Origin of the sequence: Zophobihabitans entericus (assembly GCF_011745665.1) — a bacterium.
Taxonomy (GTDB): domain Bacteria; phylum Pseudomonadota; class Gammaproteobacteria; order Enterobacterales; family Orbaceae; genus Zophobihabitans; species Zophobihabitans entericus.
In genome coordinates this window covers 678,881-702,931 of record NZ_CP050253.1, presented here as the reverse complement: position 1 = coordinate 702,931, position 24,051 = coordinate 678,881, and the positions used below count along the sequence as shown (strand labels likewise).

Here is a 24,051-nt window from a genome sequence, read left to right as displayed (position 1 = left end):
TTTTGTCAAAGACATGATTCTACTTGGAAAATGCAGACCAGACAACAATTTCACACATGAAGCAATATATCTTTCAGATACTCTTAAAACATGCTTATAAAATTATTTCTTCAATAAAATCAAATAGTTATAAATTAAATATCTTGTTGATTTTATTAAGGAAATTTAATCCATGTAAAAACATTGAAATTATTTTTCCTCACCCATATATAACTTCTATCAGTTTTTAATCATAAATGAGGTATTTCCTGTGACAACAATTGTCAGTGTGCGCCGAAATGGCCATGTGGTTATCGGAGGTGACGGTCAGGTCACTTTGGGCGAAAGAGTTATTATGAAAAGTAACGCCAAAAAAGTACGTCGTTTACATAACGGAAAAGTTTTGGCGGGATTTGCTGGTGGTACAGCTGATGCCTTCACATTATTTGAATTATTTGAACGTAAACTTGAAATGCATCAGGGACACTTAACTAAAGCGGCCGTTGAGCTGGCAAAAGACTGGCGTACAGATAGAATGTTGCGCCGTTTAGAGGCTTTGCTTGCTGTTGCTGACGAGACAGCATCCCTTATCATTACAGGTAATGGTGACGTAATTCAACCAGAAGATGACTTAATTGCGATTGGTTCTGGTGGTCCTTATGCTCAGGCAGCAGCACGTGCTTTACTTGAAAATACCGATATGTCAGCCAGAGATATTGTCCAAAAATCTCTTTCTATTGCCGGCGACATCTGTGTGTTTACTAATGGTAATCAAACCATTGACGAATTAACTTATTAAGAGTGGTAATTATGTCCGAAATGACACCCCGTGAAATTGTAAGCGAACTAAATCAACATATTATTGGGCAGGACAAAGCGAAGCGTTCAGTTGCTATCGCTTTACGTAATCGCTGGCGCAGAATGCAGCTTGATGAAGCGCTGCGTCATGAAGTTACCCCGAAAAATATTTTGATGATTGGTCCAACTGGTGTGGGTAAAACAGAGATTGCCCGTCGTTTAGCAAAACTGGCTCACGCACCATTTATTAAAGTTGAAGCAACCAAATTTACTGAAGTCGGTTATGTCGGTAAAGAAGTTGATTCAATTATTCGTGATTTAACCGACTCTGCGGTCAAAATGATTCGTCAGGAAGCAATTGAAAAAAATCGCTACCGTGCAGAAGAACTGGCTGAAGAGCGTATCTTAGATGTTTTAGTGCCTCCATCAAAAGATGGCTGGGGACAAATAGATCACTCAGAATCCACTGCTCGTCAGGCTTTCCGTAAAAAATTACGCGAAGGTTCAATGGATGATAAAGAGATCGAAATTGAAGTTGCTGGCGTAAATATTGGTGTTGAAATTATGGCTCCTCCGGGAATGGAAGAGATGACTAATCAGCTGCAATCCATGTTCCAGAACTTAGGCGGCCAAAAAGCTAAGCCTCGTAAGATGAAGATCAAAGATGCTTTCAAGCAATTGATTGATGAAGAAGCTGCTAAACTGGTTAATCCGGAAGAGCTAAAACATCAGGCGATTGAAGCAGTTGAACAAAATGGTATCGTCTTTATTGATGAGATCGATAAAGTGTGTAAACGTGGCCAGACATCGGGCCCTGATGTTTCCCGTGAAGGTGTACAACGTGACCTGCTGCCACTGGTTGAAGGTTGTACTGTTTCAACTAAACATGGTGCAGTTAAAACAGATCACATTTTATTTATCGCATCTGGTGCTTTCCAGACAGCCAGCCCGTCAGATCTTATCCCTGAACTGCAAGGCCGTCTGCCAATTCGTGTTGAGCTTCAGGCGTTAACCAGTGCTGATTTTGAACGTATTTTAACGGAACCAAATGCATCATTAACGGTACAATATAAAGCACTGATGGCGACAGAAGGTGTAAACATCGAGTTCACTCAGGATGGTATTCGTAAAATTGCTGAATCAGCCTGGCAGGTTAATGAGCAAAATGAAAACATCGGTGCACGTCGTTTACATACTGTGCTGGAACGCCTGATGGAAGATATCTCTTTTGAAGCGAGTGATTTAAATGGCAAGACAATTATGATTGATGCTCAATATGTGAGTGATCATTTAGATAAGCTTGTTGCTGATGAAGATTTAAGTAAGTTTATTTTATAAATTACAATGTTTAAAAAAGCGCGTAATTACGCGCTTTTTTTTATTTGTGTAGATTTGTGGAGATATCAGCAAGGTGTTTGAGCGGGTAGCACACCCCGCTGGCGTGAGTCTTTGTTTTGGGTCTGTCATTAGTATTGGGTTTAGGGCGAACTGCGCCGCCCCAACCACTATTAATTCAAAAAATATACAACTTTTCCACAATAAACCGGGTTATAAACTATAAGAATGCCCAATAACAAGGGCTCAGATCACAATTATACTTATAATCCTTATTAAGATTGCGCCTTAACTTCCATATTGTGCAAAAAACAATATAATGTGACCCTAACTATATATTTAATTTAATTTAATAAAAATAAGAATTATTATCATCAGTGGATACAAAGAGTGACTAAAGTAAATTTGTCTGTTATTGATTGATTCACTTAGAAAAACGATATTTATTGTAATAAGCATTGTCAGCTTTCTTTATCCCTGAGTTTTAGCTCAATATGCATCTGGAGAAACTATGACTCAGTTTGTAATGGCCAATCCCAAAACCTGTATTGGTTGCCACGCCTGCGAAATAGCCTGTGTGATCACCTATAATCAAGGTCGCCATCCTGAACTTCGTGAACATTTTTTACCGCGGATTAAAGTTCATAAAGTTAACAAGACCTATACTGCAACGGCTTGTCGCCAATGTGAGAATGCCCCGTGCGTTAAAGTTTGTCCAACAAATGCCTTAATCCAAAAAGAAGATAAAGTTCATTTAGACAAATCACTTTGTATCGGTTGTAAAGACTGTGTGCTGGCTTGTCCTTTTGGTGCCATTGAGATGGTTGACGAGTCTGTGGAAAGTGTCATTTATGATGCCTCGTTTGAAACCATTTTAAACCAAACGACTGCACATAAATGTGATTTGTGTGAAGGCCGTCGTGAAAGCCCGGCTTGTGTTGCAGCTTGCCCAACCGGTTCTATGTCACTGGTTAACACTCAGGCACTCCAACAACAGAAACAGCAAAAACAGTTACAAACAGCTTTTGGACTCACTCGTGATAAAGCACTTGTTGCCCTGACAGCAAAACCACCTGTTGTTTCACCATTTGTGCGTTTACAACAGATGCCACGTCAGGATGCCAGTAAAAAAGATATTGAAGTACGTAAAACCACCTATGTTGAAATCTATAATGGTTTTAGTGAAGAGCAAACCAAAATTCAGGGTGCCCGCTGTCTGAGTTGTGGTCCTAACTCTGTATGTGAGTGGCGCTGCCCGCTGCATAACCGCATTCCACACTGGATTAAACTGGCTAAAGAAGGAAAAATTCTGGAAGCTGTGGAATTATCCCATAGCACCAACAGTCTGCCTGAAATTACCGGACGTGTTTGCCCGCAGGATCGCTTGTGTGAAGGCTCATGTACACTTAAAAATGAAACTGATGCAGTGACCATCGGTAATATTGAACGCTATATCACAGAAACTGCACTTTCTATGGGCTGGCGTCCTGATTTATCCCATGTTAAACCAACCGGTAAAAAAGTCGCTGTCATTGGTGCCGGTCCTGCCGGCCTGGCTTGTGCCGATATCTTAATCAGAAACGGTATTCAACCAGTGGTCTTTGACCGTCACCCGGAAATTGGTGGGATGTTAACCTTTGGTATTCCGTCATTTAAATTAGATAAAGACGTGATGATTCGCCGCCGTGAAATCTTCACTGAGATGGGGATTGAGTTCCATTTAAATACTGAAATTGGCAAAGATGTTCCGGTTAAAAATCTACTGAATGATTATGATGCCGTGTTTGTTGGAGTCGGTACTTATGACTCCATGAAAGCTAAATTAGAAAATGAAGATGCAAACGGTGTTTATGAAGCCCTGCCGTTCTTGACAGCAAACACAAAAAATGTGATGGGGCTGCCTGAATTGTCTTATGAACCTTTCGTCAGCATGAAAGGCAAACGTGTGGTTGTTCTTGGTGGTGGTGATACTGCGATGGACTGTCTGCGTACTTCTATCCGTCAGGGTGCGATTGAAGTGACCTGTGCTTATCGTCGTGATGAAGCCAATATGCCAGGTTCTAAGAAAGAAGTAAAAAATGCCCGTGAAGAAGGCGTCGAGTTTATGTTCATGATGCAACCAGTGAAAATCGAAGTTGATGAACAAGGTTCAGTAACTGGTATTCGTATGCTAAAAACTGAACTTGGTGAACCTGATGCGGATGGGCGTCGTCGTCCTAAACCAATTGAAGGTTCTGAATTTGTTCTGCCGGCTGATGCCGTTATTATCGCTTTTGGATTTAATCCACATGATATCTCATGGCTGCAGGCAGAAGGTGTTGATTTAAATCGTTGGGGCACCATCGTTGCACCACCGGTTAATCATACTAAACTAGCTTGCCAGACCAGCAATCCAAAAGTCTTTGCTGGTGGAGATATTGTCCGTGGTGCTGACCTTGTTGTCACCGCGATTGCTGATGGTCGAATGGCTGCAAGAAGTATTATCGAATATTTAGATGTATCGCAACAAAAAGAAATGGAGAAAGCATCATGACAAATCGCTTTATTGCCGCTGATGCAAACAAATGTATAGGTTGTCGTACTTGTGAGATCGCGTGCGTGATGTCACATACTAATGACATCAATATGTCACCTGAGTACTTTCAGCCTCGTTTACAAGTGATCAAAGGGATGACAGTTACTGTCCCTGTCATGTGCAAACAATGTGAAAATGCACCATGTGCCAATGGTTGCCCGACTAATGCTATTGTACGTAAAAATGGCAGTATTCAGGTTATTCAGGAACGTTGTATTGGCTGTAAAACTTGTGTTATCGCTTGTCCGTTTGGTGCAATGACTGTTGTAACACAAGAATTAGAAATAGCAGGTACTACTCAATACCAAAGTCAGGCAATTAAGTGTGACCTTTGCCCGGATAATCCGACCGGTCCTGCATGTGTATCAGTTTGTCCAACCCATGCTCTGAGACTGGTAGAGCCAAAGTCTATTGAAAAGTTAATTAAGGATAAACAAAAACGTACCGCACTTGAAGAAATCAGTGCTTATACGATTTAAAGTTTATTTATCGTCAGAGAGTTATAAATAATACTCTTTGGCAAATTCGGAGTATCGAACATGAAAAAAGTATTAACAGTTTGTCCTTATTGTGCATCAGGTTGTAAGCTCAACTTAGTGGTTGAGAACAATAAAATTATCCGTGCTGAAGGTGCCAATGGCGTCACTAATCAAGGTGAACTTTGCTTAAAAGGTTATTATGGCTGGGATTTTTTAAATGATACTAAAATCCTGACACCACGCTTAACTCAGCCACTTATTCGTCGCCAAAAGGGTGGAGAGTTTGAAGCAGCTACCTGGGATGAAGCGATTGAATATGTGAGCTCTCGCTTAGCTAAAATTAAAGCGGAAGAAGGTCCTGACGCGATTATGTTAACCGGCTCTTCACGCGGTCCGGGTAATGAAACTAACTACGTGATGCAAAAATTTGCTCGTGGCGTAGTGGGTACTAATAATATCGACTGCTGTGCACGTGTTTGTCATGGCCCTTCAGTAGCCTCTCTCCAGATGACACTGGGTAATGGTGCTATGAGTAACTCAATTAATGATATCGAAAATACTAAATGTATTTTAGTCTTTGGTTACAATGCTGCAGATTCTCATCCTATCGTTGCTCGTCGCATCTTAAAAGCAAAAGAAAACGGTGCAAAAATCATTGTTTGTGACCCACGCTATATTGAAACAGCCCGTATCGCCGATTTATGGTTACCACTGAAAAACGGTAGTAACATGGCTCTAGCTAATGCTTTCTTAAATGTCTTAATCAATGAAGATCTGTATAACAAAGAGTATGTTGAACGTTATACCGAAGGCTTTGATGACATGAAAGCAGTCATTGATAAATATACGCCTGAATATGTTGAAGAGATTACCGGACTAAAAGCCAAAGATATTCGTGATGCAATGCAGATGTACGCTTCAGCACCTTCTGCCACTATTTTGTGGGGCATGGGTGTAACGCAGTGGGGTCAAAGTGTTGATGTGATTAAAGGCCTGTCAAGCATGGCTCTGGTCACTGGTAATCTTGGTCGTCCAGGTGTGGGGGTTGGCCCGGTTCGTGGTCAAAATAACGTGCAAGGCGCGTGTGACATGGGCGCAACACCAAAAGATTATCCTGGCTACCAAAAAGTGGCCGATCCTAAAGTACGTGAAAAATTTGCTAAAGCCTGGGGAGTTACAAGCTTACCTGACAATCCGGGAGCAACAATTACCGAGGTTCCGCACCGTATTTTAGAAGGCAAAATTAAAGCTTATTATGTGATGGGTGAAGATCCACTGCAAACCGATCCAGATTTATCACTGATGCGAGAAGCTCTGTCTAAATTAGATCTATTAGTTGTTCAGGATATCTTCATGACGAAAACGGCTTCGGTTGCCGATGTTATTCTACCTGCAACATCATGGGGTGAGCATGAAGGAATTTACTCCAGTGCTGACCGTGGCTTCCAGCATTTTGAAAAAGCCATTGAACCCACCGGTGACGTTAAAGTTGACTGGGAGATTATCAGTCTGATGTCAACTGCGCTTGGCTATCCAATGAAATATAAAAATACCAAAGAGATTTGGGATGAAATGCGTGTACTTTGCGATCTTTATGCTGGTGCAACGTATGAAAAAATGGCCGGACTTGGTTATGTACAGTGGCCTTGCCCGACAGAAGACCACCCAGGCACGCCTTACCTGTATAAAGGTAATAAATTTGACCGACCAAATGGTAAAGGTTTACTTGCTAGTGCTGACTGGATTCCACCAAAAGAGCAGATCAATGAAGAATATCCGATGGTACTTTGTACCGTGCGTGAAGTCGGGCACTATTCTTGTCGTTCCATGACGGGGAACTGCCGTCCGCTACAAACTCTGGCTGATGAGCCTGGCTATGTACAAATTAATCCATTTGATGCAGAACGCTTAGGCATTAAAGATCAGGCACTGGTCTGGGTTGAATCACGTCGTGGTAAAGTCATTACTCGTGCAAATGTCACACCACGTGCTAATAAAGGTGCGGTCTACATGACTTATCAGTGGTGGATTGGTGCTTGTAATGAGTTAACACTTGATCACCTTGATCCTATTTCCAGAACGCCAGAATATAAACATTCAGCTGTAAAAGTGTACTCGATTGAAGATCAGGCATGGGCGGAACAGCGTATCGAACAGCTCTATAGTGATTTAAAAGATCATTTACGTCGCACGGCGGAAGTTGCATAAGTCATTTTTAATATGGTCTGTAATTAGCACAGTTATTTAGCGGGGAACACACCCCGCTTTCGTGTTTTTTGTTCTGAATCTGCCGTTAGTATTGGGTTAAGGGAGAACTACGCCGCCCGCGCACAATACTTTTCGGGTTAGTGCCCGTGATTAGGATTGTGTCTGGCGGGGAGCACGCCCCGCTAGCGTGTACCTTTTTGATGATGTTGCTGGTTCCGTGGGACTTGATGGCCTACCGCACCCCATAGGCACCCGCTCGGGGACTCGCTAAGACCTATGAGGTACGCTCTCCATCAATCACTGCATCTGAGATTTAACAAGTAAAATCTCATTCATTTCACATCTAGAATAGTAATATCAGAATAGAATATATAAATACTTTTATATAGTTAGGTATTTAGGTATTTAGGTATTTAGGTATTTAGGTATTTAGGTATTTAGGTATTTAGGTATTTAGGTATTTAGGTATTTAGGTATTTAGGTATTTTCTAAAATGATTGTTTCTTAATATTAAGAAAGGAACTCTTTTCTGAACGTGCGCGATGTGTTAATTGGCGGAGAGCATATCGTAGAGGTCTTAGCGAGCCTGACGAGCGGGTGCCTCTGCGGTATGGTAGGCCGTCAAGCTCATCGTTCTGATTAACAACACCAACTAAAACACCACGCCAGCGGGGCGTGCTCCCCGCCAGACACAATGCTAATAACTACACAAAGCAGTCATTACTTCTCATTCAACCATTCTGCAACCTGCTTCGCAAAATACGTTAAAATACCATCTGCACCAGCACGTTTAAAACAAAGTAGCGATTCCATAATTGCCGGGCGTTCTTGTAACCAGCCATTTTGAATGGCGGCCATATGCATCGCATATTCACCGGAAACCTGATAAGCAAAAGTAGGAACGGCAAAAGTATCCTTCACACGACGAATAATATCCAGATAAGGCATACCCGGCTTAACCATTACCATATCTGCGCCTTCTTGTAGATCCTGATAGATCTCTTGTAATGCTTCGTCGCTATTAGCAGGATCCATCTGGTAATTCTTTTTATTACCGCCTTTTAAATTAGTTGCAGAACCGACTGCATCACGGAAAGGTCCATAATAACAAGAGGCATATTTAGCTGAATAAGCCATAATTTGCTTATTCACAAAACCACTTTCTTCCAGTTGATCACGAATAGCACCGATACGGCCATCCATCATATCACTTGGCGCAATAATATCGGCACCAGCCTCTGCGTGGGATAAAGCCTGTTTAATCAGGATTTCAACCGTAATATCATTTTGTACGTAACCAGTTGCATCAATGACACCATCTTGCCCGTGGCTGGTGTAAGGATCTAAGGCAACATCACTCAAAATACCCAGTTCAGGAATCTCTTTTTTAATGGCCCTAATAGCACGCTGAACCAGACCATCCTCGTGGTAAGCCTCTTCAGCAAGCAATGTCTTTTTATCACTCTCAATAACCGGAAATAAAGACAAAACAGGAACGCCAAGTTTTGCCACATATTCCGCTTCTTTTAACAGTACATCAATACTCATTCGATTAACATGCGGCATAGAAGCAACAGCTTGTGTGACGTTCTTCCCTTCGGTAACAAACACCGGGTAAATTAGATCATTAACGGTTAATTGATTTTCCGCCACCAGACGACGACTAAAATCATGTGCACGTAAACGACGTAAACGACGTTCAGGAAACTGACCGGTGATAATACTTGGCATAACAACTCCTAAATCCATCTATAAGTTTTAATTTCTATAACTGATTCTGACTAATATAGCATAGCTGGGTAGCAAAATAACTATCAACTCAGCTTCAAACAGACTTATTTATCTAATTGTAGTTATAGGTTTGGAGCGAGCAGCGCCACCCCAAAATCCAAAGCTAATCACAGACTCCGAACAAAAGAACACGCTAGCGGGACGTGCTCCCCGCAAAACACCTGCTAATAACAACACAGGATTCTCTTATTCGGACTCAGATTTTAACTGATTATAAGAATATACCTTCTCATGGGTATCCATAATCAATACATCCCGTCTCGGCTGATAATCAGAATTAAATGGTGAATGAATATTTGGTGAATTAGCCTGCTCAATGCCAAGCCAATCCTGAATGAGTTCATAATTATCTGAAAGTGAATAAAGTGATAGTAATGAACCAGTCACTCGATATTGAGGGGCTAAATTCGGGCTAAACCAAATAATTTGAGGAACATCTACCGCTTCTTTATAAGGATTAATAGCACCATGAATATAGTCCACCTCACCACTTCCTTTCACCCGACGATGCTGCCCGTGATCAGAAAAATAAAGGACTGCTGCATTCTGATCCTTTAATCTGGAAAAGATATCTTCTAATAACTGATCAGTATAATGGATGGAATTATCATAACAGTCCTCATAACTCTCTTCTCCACCCGTTTGAAAGTAACTATCACTCTCTGGATATTGGTTACAAGCTGAAAGATGACTGCCATTGGTATGAAGTACAATTAATTTCTTTCTGTCAGCATCTGCTAATGCTCCATCAAGATAATCTAACAGCACACCATCATAGCCTTGAGAAGTCCACTGTTTATGTTGTGCATTTTGCGCGATAGAAGTCACTATCGTTTCAAAGCGACCAATTGAACCTTGTTTACTAAACCAATAAGTCGTAAAACCCGCCTGATTAGCTAAATTGATAATATTATCATTAATAACAGCCAACTCTTTACTCTCCGCTGCCTGAGCGGTCAGTGTTTTAGCCACAGACATGGTTGTAATGGGGGCTGCTGCTACTGCATTTTCAAAAATATAAAGATTATCTTTTTCTGCTTCCAGATTAGGTGTTGTCGGTCGGGCATAACCATACAAGCTCATATTATTACGTCTAGCTGACTCACCAATAACAATGACATAAGTATCAATACCTTTATCTATCACTGTTAACTGATAATTGGGTTGATACTTATTTACCTGCGATAAAAGCTCAAGTTCATTATTTGCCCGACTAAAGGGAGCAATATTATTAAGAGAAGTATAAGACGCCACCTTTTCTACCATCAAAAAAGAAGGATCGCTTAATCGTCCCTTAAAGGCTGATTCACAAAATTTATAACCGACAATTAATATGAAAATGCATGAGGCTATTTTTAATATTTTAGGTGATAAGCTACGCGCTAAATTTGCTATTAACCACAACATAAAAATAAAGAATAACACGCCAATAAGTGCAACTTGCCAATAACCAGCAACAAAATCAAACCCTTCATTAACGTTAGTTGATAACGTTGTCATCGCCAGAGGAACATTGATCGTGCTGCCAAACAAGTACCACATAATGACGGAAGCACTGATATTAAGTACCCATAACACTAAAAGAAGAATAGAAAAGATTCGGGTAAACTTACTTCGCCAGAGTAACACGACAAACAGAAGATAGAGTAAGGTCAAAAAATATTGTTTAATGAAAACACCAGTTGAACTACCCAGCACACAAATTGACGGTATTGCTGCACATAGCAACAACAATAATTTTGTTAAATAGCCACCCATGAATTAGAATTCTTCTTTTTATATTATAATAATAGATACGAGAAGTGCTCTATCATAAAGATTCATGTTAAGTGAATCAACTAAATAAAGAGATGTTTCATTCCATAAACAGTAATATCTTTATTTAACCCATAATCACAGAACGTGAAAAACAAAATAATAAACCTCTTTACAAGTCATAGAGATTAGCAGTACAATTCAGCACTAAATTTTTATCTCTAGCAACAGCTAGGAAGAATCTAAATTATTTGAGGTGAGAGGCACATGCCAGTAATTAAAGTACGTGAAAACGAACCTTTCGACGTTGCACTACGTCGTTTCAAACGTTCTTGCGAAAAAGCAGGAATCCTAGCTGAAGTTCGTAATCGTGAATTCTACGAAAAACCAACAACAATCCGTAAACGCGCTAAAGCAGCGGCTGTTAAACGTCACGCTAAAAAATTAGAAAGAGAAAACGCTCGTCGTACTCGTTTATACTAATTGATTGTTTGTGAAAACTTGTGTTGTTTCTAATTAGAAACTAAAAACAAGTTCAGGCAGAATCCAGACAAGCCGTACACCTGTACGGCTTGTTGTTCTTTTGCAGGAGAAAACATTCAAAATGCGCTCTATTCCTAAAGATTTTATTTTTGACCTTGTTTCACGCACAAATATCGTTGATATTATTGGTGCTCGGGTCAAACTTAAGAAAAAAGGGAATAACTATTTTGGTTGTTGTCCCTTCCATAATGAAAAGACACCATCTTTCTCAGTCAGCGATAAAAAACAAATTTACTACTGTTTTGGTTGCGGCGCTTCAGGTTCCGCCATTGATTTTTTAATGGAATTTGACCGCTTATCTTTTGTTGAAACTATTGAAGAATTGGCAAATCTAAAAGGTTTAACTGTTCCTTATACCAACACTACACCAAACAATAATAAAGAAGTCTCTGCCCATAATTCACGAGCAGAAATGTATACGCTGATGAATAAAATTGCTGATTTTTATCATCAAAAGTTAGCCACGAAAGAAGCAGAAGCCGCCAGAAGTTATCTGGAAAAACGAGGGCTTGATCAGTCAATCATTGAGCGTTTTAATATTGGCTTTTCTCCTGATGACTGGAATGAAACCAATCGTACCATGGCTGGCAGTAAAGCACTGAAAGAGCTTTATGATCAAGCTGGTATGCTCGTTACTAACGATAACCAAAGACAATATGATCGTTTCCGCGGGCGTGTTATGTTCCCGATTCGGGATCGACGTGGTAATACTATCGGTTTTGGCGGGCGAACTATCAATGCGGATGATAGTGTCAAATACCTGAACTCACCGGAGACCTCGATTTTCCATAAAGGTCGCCAGTTATATGGTTTATATGAAGCTTCTGAGCTAGAAAGAAATCCGGAAAAATTACTGGTTGTCGAAGGCTATATGGATGTTGTCGCACTAGCGCAATATGGCATTAACTATGCTGTTGCTGCCCTTGGTACCGCAACTACAGAAGAACACATTAAATTACTATTCCGTACCACAGATAATGTTATCTTCTGCTATGACGGAGATAACGCAGGACGCCGTGCTGCCTGGCGTGCATTAACCACCCTATTACCTTCAATGATAGATGGTAAACAAATTAAATTTGTGTTTTTACCGGAAACCGAAGACCCGGATAGTATGGTGCGTAAGGAGGGTAAAGAGGCTTTTGAACTGCGTTTACAACAAGCTCAAACCTTATCCAGTTTTTTATTTGAAGGTTTACTCAAACAGATCGATTTAACTACCGCAGAAGGACGAGCAAAGCTGAGTACAACAGCTATTCCCCTTATTGCTCAGGTCAAAGCTGAAACCTTTGGTATGTATCTACGCCAACAGCTTGGCCAATATTTAGGCCTTCTGGATCTATCCCAAATTGATAAGATGTTTGCCAGCCATAAACCTGCAACAACGGCAAATGAGAACAAAACACCGGTACAACCAGTTCAACCTCTCAAAATGAAGCTGACCACCATGCGTATTTTGATCGGTTTACTACTGCAATATCCTGAGCTGGCTAAACAGATTCCGGACACTAAAAATATCTCTCAGTCTCAGCTTGCCGGGATGGATATCTTCTTAAAATTACTTGAAATCTGTCATCACTACCCAGATATATCAACAGCACAACTGCTGGAAGAATACAAAGAAAGTCCGGTTGAAAGACAATTAAGAACATTGGCGGTTTGGGATCACAAGTACCCGGAAGATGAAATAGAATTGATTTTTAGTAATACTTTAAAAGAGGTCTATGATAATATATTGACCCATCGACAAGAAGTCTTGATTGCAAAAGCACGAACTGAAGGGTTAACAGCGCAGGAAAAGCAAGAATTTAATACCTTAACCCTTGTTTTATCAAAAAAAGACTAAATATAGATAACATTAAGAAGTAATACCAAATTTAAGCAGCTTAAGTGCTGAAAACATAGAAAAATGTTCCGTCAGTAAAATCGGGAACAAAGGTCAAAAAAGGCCGACAAACATAGCTATATAACTGGATCATTATCCTAAATATTCAACAATTTAATCGTGGATATCTGTATGGAGCAAAACTCTCAATCACAACTAAAACTTCTCATAACACGTGGCAAGGAGTTAGGGTACTTAACTTACGCTGATGTTAATGATCACCTGCCAGAGGAGATCATTGATTCGGATCAGATCGAAGATATTATCCAAATGATTAACGACATGGGGATTCAGGTTTTAGAAGAAGCCCCAGATTCAGACGATCTTTTATTAAGTGGTGATGTTGCTGATGAAGAAGCCGTTGAAGCAGCCACTGCACTTGTTCTTTCTAACGTTGAGTCAGAAATTGGTCGTACTACAGACCCTGTACGTATGTATATGCGTGAAATGGGTGCTGTTGAACTATTAACACGTGAAGGCGAAATCGACATCGCAAAACGTATTGAAGATGGTATTAATCAGGTACAAAGTTCTGTTTCTGAATATCCGGAAGCAATCACTTATTTACTTGAACAATACGATCTTGTTGAACAAGGTGATGTACGTTTATCTGATCTTATCACCGGTTTTGTCGATCCAAATATCGATGATGGTTTAGGTGAAATGTCTGAAGACATGGAACCGGAAGAAAACATCGAGATCGATGATAGTGATGATGAAGACGAAGATGAAGACAGCGATTCAGCTGATGACGATAATACTATCGATCCGGAACTGGCTCGCACTAAATTCTCACTACTGCGTGAACAACACGAAAAAACCTCTGCTGCGATTAAAAAGCATGGTCGTGGTCACAAAAAAGCCTTACAGGAAATCGAAAATCTTTCTGAAGTCTTTAAACAGTTCCGTTTAGTAGGCAAACAATTTGATATTCTTGTCAATAATATGCGTCAAATGATGGATCGTGTAAGAACTCACGAACGTGTCATTATGCGTATCTGTGTTGAACAATGTAAGATGCCGAAAAAACAATTCATGACTGCTTTCACTAGTTGTGAAAATAACATGACATGGTTTGATAAAGCAGTTAAATCAAAAAGTGCTTATGCCGCGAAGCTGGAAGAGTGCCGTGATAATATTGCTGAACAAACAGCAAGTCTACAAAAAATCGAAGAAGAGACCAGCTTATCTATTGAGCAGATCAAAGATATTAACCGTCGTATGTCAATTGGTGAAGCAAAAGCTCGCCGGGCGAAGAAAGAGATGGTTGAAGCAAACTTACGTTTAGTTATCTCTATCGCTAAAAAATACACTAACCGTGGTCTACAATTCCTTGATCTTATTCAGGAAGGTAACATCGGTCTGATGAAAGCGGTTGATAAATTCGAATATCGTCGTGGTTATAAATTCTCAACTTATGCAACATGGTGGATTCGTCAGGCGATTACCCGTTCAATTGCCGATCAGGCCAGAACTATTCGTATTCCGGTACATATGATCGAAACGATCAATAAGCTGAATCGAATTTCTCGTCAGATGTTGCAAGAAATTGGTCGTGAACCAACACCAGAAGAACTGTCTGAACGTATGCAAATGCCAGAAGATAAGATTCGTAAAGTGCTAAAAATCGCTAAAGAGCCAATTTCAATGGAAACACCTGTTGGCGATGATGAAGATTCGCATTTAGGGGACTTTATTGAAGATACTTCAATTGAGCAACCACTTGATGCAGCAACTTCAGAAAGCCTGCGTGCAGCGACTCACGATATTTTAGCGGGTCTGACACCAAGAGAAGCAAAAGTTCTGCGTATGCGTTTTGGTATTGATATGAATACTGACCATACTCTGGAAGAAGTCGGTAAACAATTTGATGTAACACGTGAGCGTATTCGTCAGATTGAAGCTAAAGCGCTCCGAAAACTACGTCATCCAAGCCGTTCGGATGTACTACGTAGTTTCCTTGATGAATAAGTTGTTCATAACCTTTTAAAGCGCACCCTGAGTGCGCTTTTTTACAAAAAAATAAAATCTAATAAACAAAAAGAGAAGAAAAATGAGTTACGACAATTACCAAGCACTGATTTTTGATATGGACGGAACTGTATTTGATACAGAACCAGCACACGTTGTAGCCTGGAATAAAGCACTGGCAAATCATGGTGTTAATTTTGAAGACTATCTGTTTGAAGCATTGAATGGTGCACCAACAGGCGTTATTGCTAAAGCATTAATTGACCATTTTGATATGTCAGTTGATCCACAACAACTGGCTAAAGAGAAAACAGCCATTGTCGATGGTTTTTTACTTTCTCATACGACAATGTTACCCATTGTTGATGTCATCCGTCAGTATCATAATAAAAAGCCAATGGCACTTGGTACTGGTAGTAACCGTTATTTAACCATGAAGCTACTTGCTCATTTTGACTTACTGGATTGCTTCTCTGCTGTCGTTACCGCTGATGATGTGGTTAATCACAAACCAGCTCCGGATACATTTTTAAAATGTGCAGAATTACTTCAAGTTGAGCCAACAAAATGCGTCGTATTTGAAGACTCTGACTTTGGTATGACATCGGCTAAAGCCGCCGGAATGGCAATTGTTGATGTTCGTCCTTTATATAAAAAAGCCTAGAAAATGTCGTGGTTACAGCGTTTAAAACTCGATCCATTTTTAATGACTTTACTGGCAGTCGTTCTGGCTGCCACGATTTTCCCTTGTGAAGGCATTTATAAAACTATTTTTGAACACCTAACCACAATCGCGATCGCCCTGCTGTTTTTTATGCACGGGGCAAAATTATCCAGACAGGCAATTATTGGTGGTATTCGTAACTGGCGTTTACATCTAATTATTCTGGCCTCAACATTTCTTGTCTTTCCGTTACTTGGCCTCAGCCTGCAGTGCTTTGTTCCTGATTTATTATCCAATGATCTGTATTTAGGCTTTCTCTATCTTTGTGCTTTACCAGCCACAGTTCAGTCAGCAATTGCTTTTACCTCTCTGGCTCGTGGTAACGTTGCAGCAGCAATTTGTAGTGCCTCACTTTCCACATTACTTGGTATCTTTCTATCACCTTTTTTAGTTGGCTTATTGATGAATACTCAGTCAGGCCAAACTGATACGCTTGATGCTATTTTATCGATTATGTACAAGCTGATGCTACCATTTGTGTTGGGCCACTTATGTCGGCCTTTGATTGGACAATGGATTGATAAACATAAGAAGCTGGTTAGTAAAACAGATATGTCATCTATCCTTTTAGTGATTTATGTTGCCTTTAGTGATGCTGTGGTTAATGGTATCTGGCAGCAGGTCAATGTGCTCTCTTTGCTGGCAGTGGTGATTTTTTCCTGCTTACTCCTTGGTGCTGTTCTGCTTATCACCACTTATGGAGCTCGTCTGCTTGGCTTTAATAAAGCTGATGAGATTACCATCGTTTTTTGTGGTTCTAAAAAGAGTTTAGCTAACGGCATTCCAATGGCAAGCGTCTTATTTCCAACATCAATCATGGGGATTATGGTATTACCTCTTATGATCTTCCATCAGATACAGCTTATGGTTTGTGCAGTACTGGCTGCTCGTTACGCCAGGCGTCCGGAAATTGAGCAGAATTAATACAAAAAACGCATATCAGCTTTTATTTTTAGTTAAAACGTAACATATTGATTTATTTAAATAAATTAAATATAAATTACTTTTTTATAATTTCTTTACACATTTAACATGATTATTTATTAGACGATATTGTAGTTTTTTCTTTGCTGATCGTCTATTCTCAAGGATAATATTCGCGCCTTAAGATCAATTAACCTGAAAAGAAGAACTTATGTTTCATTTATTGACTGAATTAGAACTCTCGACATTAATCCTTTTAGGCCTTGCACTTTGCTTTGTTCTGTTTTATGAAGCGATCAATGGATTCCATGATACAGCAAATGCAGTTGCAACGGTTATTTATACCAGAGCCTTAAAAGAACAAGTCGCAGTTGTTATGGCTGGGCTCTTCAACTTTTTTGGCGTATTACTTGGTGGGTTAAGTGTTGCTTACGCAATCGTACACTTATTACCAACAGATTTACTATTAAATATGGGATCGGCTCATGGGCTGGCAATGGTATTCTCCATTCTACTCGCCGCCATTATCTGGAATCTTGGTACATGGTATTTTGGTATTCCGGCTTCAAGCTCCCATACTTTAATTGGCTCGATTATTGGGGTGGCACTGGCAAACGCCTTTATTACCAATACCTCAATTATCGAAGCTCTTAACATTCCTAAAATGATCCATATTCTGCTCTCTCTTATTCTTTCTCCTCTGGTTGGTTTAATTCTTGCCGGTGGTTTAATTTACCTGATGCGTAAATTCTGGAAAGGAACTAAGAAGAAAGAGCGTATCTTCATGACTCCTGCTGAGCGTGAAAAGCTAGATGGTAAGAAAAAACCGCCATTTTGGATCAGGACACTACTTATTCTTTCTGCAGCTGGTGTAAGCTTCTCACACGGCGCAAATGACGGACAAAAAGGTATCGGTCTGTTAATGCTGGTACTTATTGGTGTAGCTCCGGCAGGTTTTATCATCAATATGAACGCATCAACATATGATATTACTAAAACCCGTGATGCTCTTGTGCACGTACAGGATTATCTGGTCAAAAATCATGATGCACTTGACCATATTATTGGTGATCAGCCGTCATTGGATACTTCTGTTCCGGTTACCGATCTAAATAAATATCACTGTGATTATTCTCGTTCATTTACAACTCTTAATATTGCTAATTCTTTATTTAAAGATTTAGAGGATTATGATTCATTAACTCTTGAACAACGCACTCAAACACGCCGTATTTTACTTTGCGTGTCAGATACGATTAGCAATATTGCTAAACAACCTGAAACCTCTGGTGAAGATACTCGTTACTTAAATCATTTAAAAGGTAACTTACTGGAAACTGTTGAATATGCGCCGCTTTGGATTATCATCGCTGTTGCAACCGCACTGGCAGTTGGTACGATGATCGGCTGGCGCCGCGTTGCTATCACTATCGGTGAAAAAATTGGTAAAAAAGGCATGACTTATGCACAAGGGTTCTCTGCTCAGTTTACCACAGCACTTTCAATTGGTATTGCCAGCTATACTGGTATGCCGGTGTCAACGACTCAGGTTCTATCATCATCAGTTGCAGGTACCATGCTGGTTGATGGTGGTGGCGTGCAAGGTAAAACGATCCGAACAATTGCTTTAACATGGGTGTTTACCTTACCGATCTCAATTTTATTATCAGCAACGCTTTTTTGGCTTGCTCAATTCTTAATTTAGTAGTAAAAATGAAGGTGAGAAGTTTAACTTTTTAGGGAAATGAGGAGAGTACCATGGCTTACAAACATATACTAGTAGCGGTTGATTTATCACCTGAAAGTAATGTCCTTGTGGAAAAAGCTGTATCAATGGCTCGACCATATAATGCGGAAGTTTCGCTAATTCACGTAGGTATTAACTATTCAGATCTTTATACCGGTCTGGTTGATATCAATATGAATGATATGAAAGAGCGTATCACGGAAGATGCACACATCGCGCTGAACAAACTCGCTGATGATGCAGGTTACCCAATCGCACATACACTTTCTGGAAACGGAGAATTTGGACAAGTATTAATTGAAGCAATTCAACAATACAGTATCGATTTGGTGGTTTGTGGTCATCATCAGGATTTCTGGAGTAAATTAATGTCTTCAGCTCGTCAGCTTATCAATACTACACATATTGATACATTGATCGTACCACTCAAAGATAATGAAGACGAAGAAGCATAATTAGTAGCACTCTCTTCATAAATAAAGCCAGCATTTTGCTGGCTTTTTTATATTCTAAATTCAAATTACTATTTTGATTGTAGATTTATCAATAACTCTGAAGCATTAAGGTACGGAACAAAGCCCTGCTCAATCGCCTTAACATTGCTTTGTTGTCCTAAAACTTGTGAAGCGATAACCAGACTTTTATGCTCAATAACCGCGGACTGATAAAACTGTACGAGCTCACTTTGTGTAATTCCGTCCAGAGCCTTAATTAGCTTATCTCTGGTACTAAAATCGAACCGGGAATTAATAAAGTCACCGGCATACAAATGTAGCTCTTCATCCAGCGTTTGTGGTGGCTGACGTAACTCATTTAACAGCGCGATTTTATATTGATTAAATTCAGTTTCAGTCATCCGATTCAGCTTATCTAAAGCCTGTGGATAAAAGGCCTGATATCTTTGATACAGATAGCTTGGATCATATTGATTACTTTGAATTAAAAAACCAATTCCATAAGACTGGCTAATTTGAGTCGGGAAACTAAATACGGCATAACCTAGCTGTTCATCACTACGCAACTGAGTGAAAAACCATGGTGAAATCATACGTCCGAGTAAAATGCTGTAAGCCCGGCCATTGATTTCATCATAATCCGTTGGCAGGTAAACCACAGCCAGGGCAGAATCACTGCTTGATGCTTTTTGCACAATCGTCGTTTGCTGTGCATCTTTTATTGTAAGCGGAGCAACAGGTTGGAATTCAACTTCTTTGGATAAATGTGTCTGAATATCCTGATACAAAGCAGTTAATTGTGCCTCAGAGCTATTGCCGATACTTAACATATAAGGTACAGACTGAGTCAATAACCAGTCACGGTATTCAAGTAGGTCGTTCACAGTAATTTGATTAACCAGCTTTCTGCGCTCACTACGCTCAGTATAATACGGGTTAGAGAGTGCCTGCATAGGCTGCAGAGATAGTGAGTAGCTATTTACACTTTCAGATGCATCTAAACGTTCCAGATACCAGGATTTAGCCAGTTGCAGCTCAGAATCAGTAATCGGTACGGTTTGATAGAGCTCAAGCATAGCCCTAATCATATCCGGTAAATGTTGACTAAAACCGCTGGCTCTTAGCATTAAACCATTATCACTACCGGTCCCAAGACTTAAACCAGCAATGCTAGCCTGAAAACGTAACTGTGCCATAGAACGACTAGCTACGTAATCTAACAACTGGAATAAGACTTGTTTTTTGCCGCTATTTAATGCTGCGTTATTACGCAATGACAGCATCAGCGCGGTCTTAGGTTCATTACCGAAATACTGACTCTCTATATAGAGCTGATTACCGGTTGGACTAAACTGATGATTATTACTATCTGGCTCTTTTGATTTGACAATCAAAGAAAAATCATCAGGAATATAAGGATTAAGTTCAGGGAGCGTAAAATGGAAGTCTTGTTTTAGATTAAACCATGTCTCTAACTGGTTCTGAGTCATATCATTAATCTGATATGGTGCTTCTACATAATAGGCTAGACGGTTATGAGGCTGGTCAGGGCTAATCGTCCAGATACGACTATTTTCTGGTACCAGACTCTCTAGTCGTTGTTTAATTGTCGCTGGGCTGAAATCAGTCGCAATGTAGTCAGCGTCAAGTATGTGGCTTAACGGATAAATCAGCATTTGATCAGTAACCCATTCTACATAATCCATATCATGATAAGTATCGGGGTACTTAAATTCTAAAGTTAAAACTTTTTCAATTTCATCAAAATAGTTTTGAGAAATTCCCTGCTGTTTCAATAAATCCAGATAACTAAAAATCGCGGCAATAACGCTATCTTTTTGCTCTAATCCTTGATCAGTTAAGCTTACATAAATGGAAAATAAACCACTATTACCGTAACGATCAGGCTCTGAACCGGCTGAAACTGATTCAATAAGTCCCTGCTTTTGTAAAGTATCAAATAAAGTATTCGCACTACGATTACTGAGCAGATAAGCAATATATTCATCACTTTTTTCAGTAAATCGACTAAAATTATTGTCAATCGGGAATTGTATAAATAATACCTTTTTAGCCTGGGCAGGTACCATGGTAATCATCTTCCCAACATTATCTGGAGTTATTGCTGGTTCTGTAATAGGTTCAACGGTCGCGTCTTTATTGCTGATTCGGCCAAAGGTATCCACTGCCTGATGAGCCATTACAGAGAGATCTTCTGCGCTATAAATCACACCAACCATTAAATTGGCTGAATAATATTCTTTGTAGAAGTGCTCCAGCTCATTCTGTAGTTTACTGCCATCTTTATCACGTAATGTTTCCAGATTACCGCCAGAGAACATCGCTGCCGGATGGGCCTGATTAATTGTTTCAGCATCAACTTGTCCAATACGAAAGCCATCATTAGAACGTGCCATCGTCATCTCTGCATTTACGGCATTACGCTCTTTATCAGCATACACTGGATTCAGTAAAGGTGCTGCAATAGCATCGGCGAGACGATCTAATGCCTTTGGCAGCGCTGCATGTTCAACTTCAAAGTAATAGGCGGTGCGCGTTGCAGCGGTACTGGCGTTATAGCTACCAGCGTGTTGACTCAGAAATTCTGAAAAACCATCTGGTTCAGGATACCGTTCAGAACCCATAAGTACCATATGTTCAGTGTAATGAGCTAGCCCCTGCTGCGACTTTGGATCATGTAAAGAGCCCACTGGCAGAGCAAGAGCTCCCAATGACTTAATCGCTTTTGGATCAGAGATTAAAAGTACCGTCATTTGATTATCGAGCTTTATGGCCTGATACGTGCTGGTATCATTATCACTTTTATGAATAACATCAGATAAAACAGTATAGTTTACGTTATCTTCAGGTATGGCAGAATCGGGGTTCTTCAGCCAGTAAATCCCAAAACCAACGGCAACTATCAATATCCATATACTAATACGACGTACTTTTGACATAGCTTTCCTCGTCTGCTGCTTAATCCATTAATTTATATCAATACACTCTTAGTGCTCGCGTGTTTTTCTAAATTCAACTTCCGGATAACGCTCCTGTGTTAAATTTAAATTCACCATACTTGGAGCGATGTAAGAGAGATTATCACCACCATCCAGTGCTAAGTTGAGCTCACACTTACGCTTGAATTCTTCCAGTTTTTTCACATCACTGCATTCAACCCAGCGCGCGGTTGCCACGTTTACTGTTTCATAGATTGCTTCAACGTTATATTCCGATTTTAAACGCGCAACCACCACATCAAACTGTAACACACCCACGGCACCTACGATCAGGTCATTATTCATAATTGGACGGAACACTTGTACCGCCCCCTCTTCCGATAACTGGACTAAACCTTTTAACAGCTGTTTTTGTTTCAATGGATCTTTTAAGCGAATACGGCGGAATAGTTCCGGAGCAAAGTTAGGAATACCGGTAAATTTCATGTCTTCGCCCTGAGTAAAGGTATCCCCAATCTGAATAGTACCGTGATTATGTAAACCGATGATATCACCCGCATACGCCTCTTCAACCTGTTCACGATCGCCAGCCATAAAGGTCAGCGCATCAGAAATAGATACGTCTTTACCAATTCGCACGTGGCGCAGCTTCATGCCTTTTTCATATTTACCTGACACAATGCGCATGAAAGCTACTCGGTCACGATGTTTAGGATCCATATTGGCCTGAATCTTAAAAATAAACCCAGAGAATTTTTCATCCTGTGCTGTCACTTCACGTGTATTAGTCTTACGTGGCTGTGGCTGTGGTGCCCAGTCAACTAAGCCATCAAGCATATGGTCTACACCAAAGTTACCTAGCGCTGTACCAAAAAATACTGGTGTCAGTTCCCCTGCTAAAAACATCTCTAAATCGAATTCATTAGAAGCACCTTTAACCAGTTCAAGCTCACCACGTAATTGAGTTGCTAAATCATCACCTACAGCACTATCTAAATCAGGATTATTCAGTCCTTTAATAATTCGGACTTCCTGAATAGTATGCCCCTGACCAGATTGGTATAAATAGGTTTCATCTTTAGCGATATGATAAACACCTTTAAATAACTTACCACAACCAATTGGCCAGGTAATTGGTGCACACATAATTTTTAATTCATTTTCAACTTCGTCCAGCAATTCCATCGGATCGCGAATATCCCGGTCAAGTTTATTCATAAAAGTTAAAATAGGTGTATCACGCAGACGTGTTACTTCCATTAGTTTACGCGTTCTATCCTCTACCCCTTTTGCAGCATCAATCACCATCAAACAACAGTCAACAGCGGTCAGTGTCCGGTAAGTATCTTCCGAGAAGTCTTCATGTCCCGGGGTATCGAGTAAATTGACAAGACACTCTTTATAAGGGAATTGCATGACAGAAGTAGTGATCGAGATACCGCGTTGCTTTTCCATCTCCATCCAGTCAGACTTAGCATGCTGAGCATTAGCACCACGGCCTTTCACTGTGCCAGCAGTTTGAATCGCGTGTCCAAATAACAGGACCTTTTCTGTAATAGTAGTTTTACCGGCATCCGGGTGAGAAATGATAGCAAACGTTCGACGTGTTGCGACTTCATCTAGATAGGCTTGATCTGTCATAAAAAGAGCTCTGTTAAGGTGAATTGACGTTAAAAATGACCTGATTAACATACAATTTTGGCTAAAATAAACGGAGAGAATTCTAGCAGATTATAGGTAAAATGAGTATGTCATTAACGAAATAATTCCATTACCTTTTAAGTAACTTATTGTTTTACCATTAAAAACCAACAGAAAATCCGATAACCAAGAATGATAACTTATACCGATTGATGAAAATTGTAAAAAGCACATAAAATCAATCAACTATATGATTAAATTAAATAAAAAAATTATTTTTG

General features: G+C 40.0%; 16 protein-coding genes. 12 read left to right on the top strand and 4 right to left on the bottom strand.

The annotated features are described in order from the left end of the window. Nucleotides 1-250: 250 nt before the first annotated feature. The 5 genes from hslV (at nucleotide 251) to fdhF (ending at nucleotide 7,374) form a co-directional block, all read left to right on the top strand. Nucleotides 251-778, top strand: coding sequence for an ATP-dependent protease subunit HslV (gene hslV / locus IPMB12_RS03210; RefSeq protein ID WP_166914898.1), 528 nt, complete (start codon nucleotides 251-253; stop codon nucleotides 776-778). Nucleotides 779-789: 11 nt separating this feature from the next. After that, nucleotides 790-2,115, top strand: coding sequence for an HslU--HslV peptidase ATPase subunit (gene hslU, locus IPMB12_RS03205; RefSeq protein ID WP_166914896.1), 1,326 nt, complete (start codon nucleotides 790-792; stop codon nucleotides 2,113-2,115). Between the two features lie 508 nt (nucleotides 2,116-2,623). Then, on the top strand, nucleotides 2,624-4,645 hold the full coding sequence (gene aegA / locus IPMB12_RS03200) for a formate-dependent uric acid utilization protein AegA (protein ID WP_166914894.1): 2,022 nt from the start codon (nucleotides 2,624-2,626) through the stop codon (nucleotides 4,643-4,645). Then, entirely contained in the window at nucleotides 4,642-5,166 is a 525-nt protein-coding gene (locus tag IPMB12_RS03195; protein WP_166914892.1) for a 4Fe-4S dicluster domain-containing protein, read from the top strand. Before aegA ends, IPMB12_RS03195 begins: the two co-directional genes overlap by 4 nt. A 60-nt stretch (nucleotides 5,167-5,226) precedes the next feature. Beyond that, nucleotides 5,227-7,374: a formate dehydrogenase subunit alpha gene (gene fdhF, locus IPMB12_RS03190; protein WP_166914890.1), complete on the top strand. Its 2,148-nt coding sequence runs from the start codon at nucleotides 5,227-5,229 to the stop codon at nucleotides 7,372-7,374. Nucleotides 7,375-8,094: 720 nt separating this feature from the next. Here fdhF and hemB read toward each other — a convergent pair. Both hemB and IPMB12_RS03180 read right to left on the bottom strand, forming a co-directional pair. Next, nucleotides 8,095-9,105 carry a porphobilinogen synthase gene (gene hemB, locus IPMB12_RS03185; RefSeq protein ID WP_166914888.1) on the bottom strand — a complete coding sequence of 337 codons (1,011 nt, stop codon included), beginning with the start codon at nucleotides 9,103-9,105 and terminating at the stop codon, nucleotides 8,095-8,097. Between the two features lie 246 nt (nucleotides 9,106-9,351). Next, entirely contained in the window at nucleotides 9,352-10,923 is a 1,572-nt protein-coding gene (locus IPMB12_RS03180; RefSeq protein ID WP_166914886.1) for a phosphoethanolamine transferase, read from the bottom strand. A gap of 264 nt (nucleotides 10,924-11,187) precedes the next feature. Between IPMB12_RS03180 and rpsU the strand changes: the two genes are divergently transcribed. The 7 genes from rpsU to uspA all read left to right on the top strand — a co-directional run bounded on the left by rpsU (nucleotide 11,188) and on the right by uspA (nucleotide 19,169). Continuing rightward, nucleotides 11,188-11,403 (top strand): 30S ribosomal protein S21, encoded by a 216-nt coding sequence (gene rpsU, locus IPMB12_RS03175; RefSeq protein WP_024495180.1) that lies wholly within the window; start codon nucleotides 11,188-11,190, stop codon nucleotides 11,401-11,403. A gap of 121 nt (nucleotides 11,404-11,524) precedes the next feature. Further along, the gene (dnaG, locus tag IPMB12_RS03170; protein WP_166914884.1) at nucleotides 11,525-13,309 is read left to right on the top strand and encodes a DNA primase; all 1,785 of its coding nucleotides are present in this window, start codon (nucleotides 11,525-11,527) and stop codon (nucleotides 13,307-13,309) included. 171 nt (nucleotides 13,310-13,480) lie between these two features. Further along, nucleotides 13,481-15,319, top strand: coding sequence for an RNA polymerase sigma factor RpoD (gene rpoD / locus IPMB12_RS03165; RefSeq protein ID WP_166914882.1), 1,839 nt, complete (start codon nucleotides 13,481-13,483; stop codon nucleotides 15,317-15,319). Between the two features lie 82 nt (nucleotides 15,320-15,401). Further along, the gene (yqaB, locus tag IPMB12_RS03160) at nucleotides 15,402-15,983 is read left to right on the top strand and encodes a fructose-1-phosphate/6-phosphogluconate phosphatase (protein ID WP_166914880.1); all 582 of its coding nucleotides are present in this window, start codon (nucleotides 15,402-15,404) and stop codon (nucleotides 15,981-15,983) included. Between the two features lie 3 nt (nucleotides 15,984-15,986). Then, complete coding sequence (locus tag IPMB12_RS03155) at nucleotides 15,987-16,967, top strand: bile acid:sodium symporter family protein (protein WP_166914878.1); 981 nt, start codon at nucleotides 15,987-15,989, stop codon at nucleotides 16,965-16,967. Nucleotides 16,968-17,178: 211 nt separating this feature from the next. Then, nucleotides 17,179-18,672: an inorganic phosphate transporter PitA gene (gene pitA, locus IPMB12_RS03150; RefSeq protein ID WP_166914876.1), complete on the top strand. Its 1,494-nt coding sequence runs from the start codon at nucleotides 17,179-17,181 to the stop codon at nucleotides 18,670-18,672. Between the two features lie 53 nt (nucleotides 18,673-18,725). Further along, a complete protein-coding gene (uspA, locus tag IPMB12_RS03145; RefSeq protein ID WP_166914874.1) occupies nucleotides 18,726-19,169 on the top strand; it encodes a universal stress protein UspA in 444 nt (147 codons plus the stop codon). Between the two features lie 68 nt (nucleotides 19,170-19,237). Here the strand turns inward: uspA and ptrA are convergent, their stop codons facing one another. Together ptrA and prfC are read right to left on the bottom strand one after the other, a co-directional pair. Next, the gene (ptrA, locus tag IPMB12_RS03140) at nucleotides 19,238-22,129 is read right to left on the bottom strand and encodes a pitrilysin (protein ID WP_166914871.1); all 2,892 of its coding nucleotides are present in this window, start codon (nucleotides 22,127-22,129) and stop codon (nucleotides 19,238-19,240) included. 48 nt (nucleotides 22,130-22,177) lie between these two features. Then, nucleotides 22,178-23,770, bottom strand: coding sequence for a peptide chain release factor 3 (prfC, locus tag IPMB12_RS03135; protein WP_166914869.1), 1,593 nt, complete (start codon nucleotides 23,768-23,770; stop codon nucleotides 22,178-22,180). Nucleotides 23,771-24,051: the final 281 nt, after the last annotated feature.

Coding starts and splice junctions, on each gene's coding strand:
- IPMB12_RS03195 (WP_166914892.1), top strand. CDS start 4,642: ATGACAAATCGCTTTATTGCCGCTGATGCAAACAAATGTATAGGTTGT.
- fdhF (WP_166914890.1), top strand. CDS start 5,227: ATGAAAAAAGTATTAACAGTTTGTCCTTATTGTGCATCAGGTTGTAAG.
- rpoD (WP_166914882.1), top strand. CDS start 13,481: ATGGAGCAAAACTCTCAATCACAACTAAAACTTCTCATAACACGTGGC.
- ptrA (WP_166914871.1), bottom strand. CDS start 22,129: ATGTCAAAAGTACGTCGTATTAGTATATGGATATTGATAGTTGCCGTT.
- dnaG (WP_166914884.1), top strand. CDS start 11,525: ATGCGCTCTATTCCTAAAGATTTTATTTTTGACCTTGTTTCACGCACA.
- IPMB12_RS03180 (WP_166914886.1), bottom strand. CDS start 10,923: ATGGGTGGCTATTTAACAAAATTATTGTTGTTGCTATGTGCAGCAATA.
- rpsU (WP_024495180.1), top strand. CDS start 11,188: ATGCCAGTAATTAAAGTACGTGAAAACGAACCTTTCGACGTTGCACTA.
- uspA (WP_166914874.1), top strand. CDS start 18,726: ATGGCTTACAAACATATACTAGTAGCGGTTGATTTATCACCTGAAAGT.
- yqaB (WP_166914880.1), top strand. CDS start 15,402: ATGAGTTACGACAATTACCAAGCACTGATTTTTGATATGGACGGAACT.
- prfC (WP_166914869.1), bottom strand. CDS start 23,770: ATGACAGATCAAGCCTATCTAGATGAAGTCGCAACACGTCGAACGTTT.
- aegA (WP_166914894.1), top strand. CDS start 2,624: ATGACTCAGTTTGTAATGGCCAATCCCAAAACCTGTATTGGTTGCCAC.
- hemB (WP_166914888.1), bottom strand. CDS start 9,105: ATGCCAAGTATTATCACCGGTCAGTTTCCTGAACGTCGTTTACGTCGT.
- IPMB12_RS03155 (WP_166914878.1), top strand. CDS start 15,987: ATGTCGTGGTTACAGCGTTTAAAACTCGATCCATTTTTAATGACTTTA.
- pitA (WP_166914876.1), top strand. CDS start 17,179: ATGTTTCATTTATTGACTGAATTAGAACTCTCGACATTAATCCTTTTA.
- hslU (WP_166914896.1), top strand. CDS start 790: ATGTCCGAAATGACACCCCGTGAAATTGTAAGCGAACTAAATCAACAT.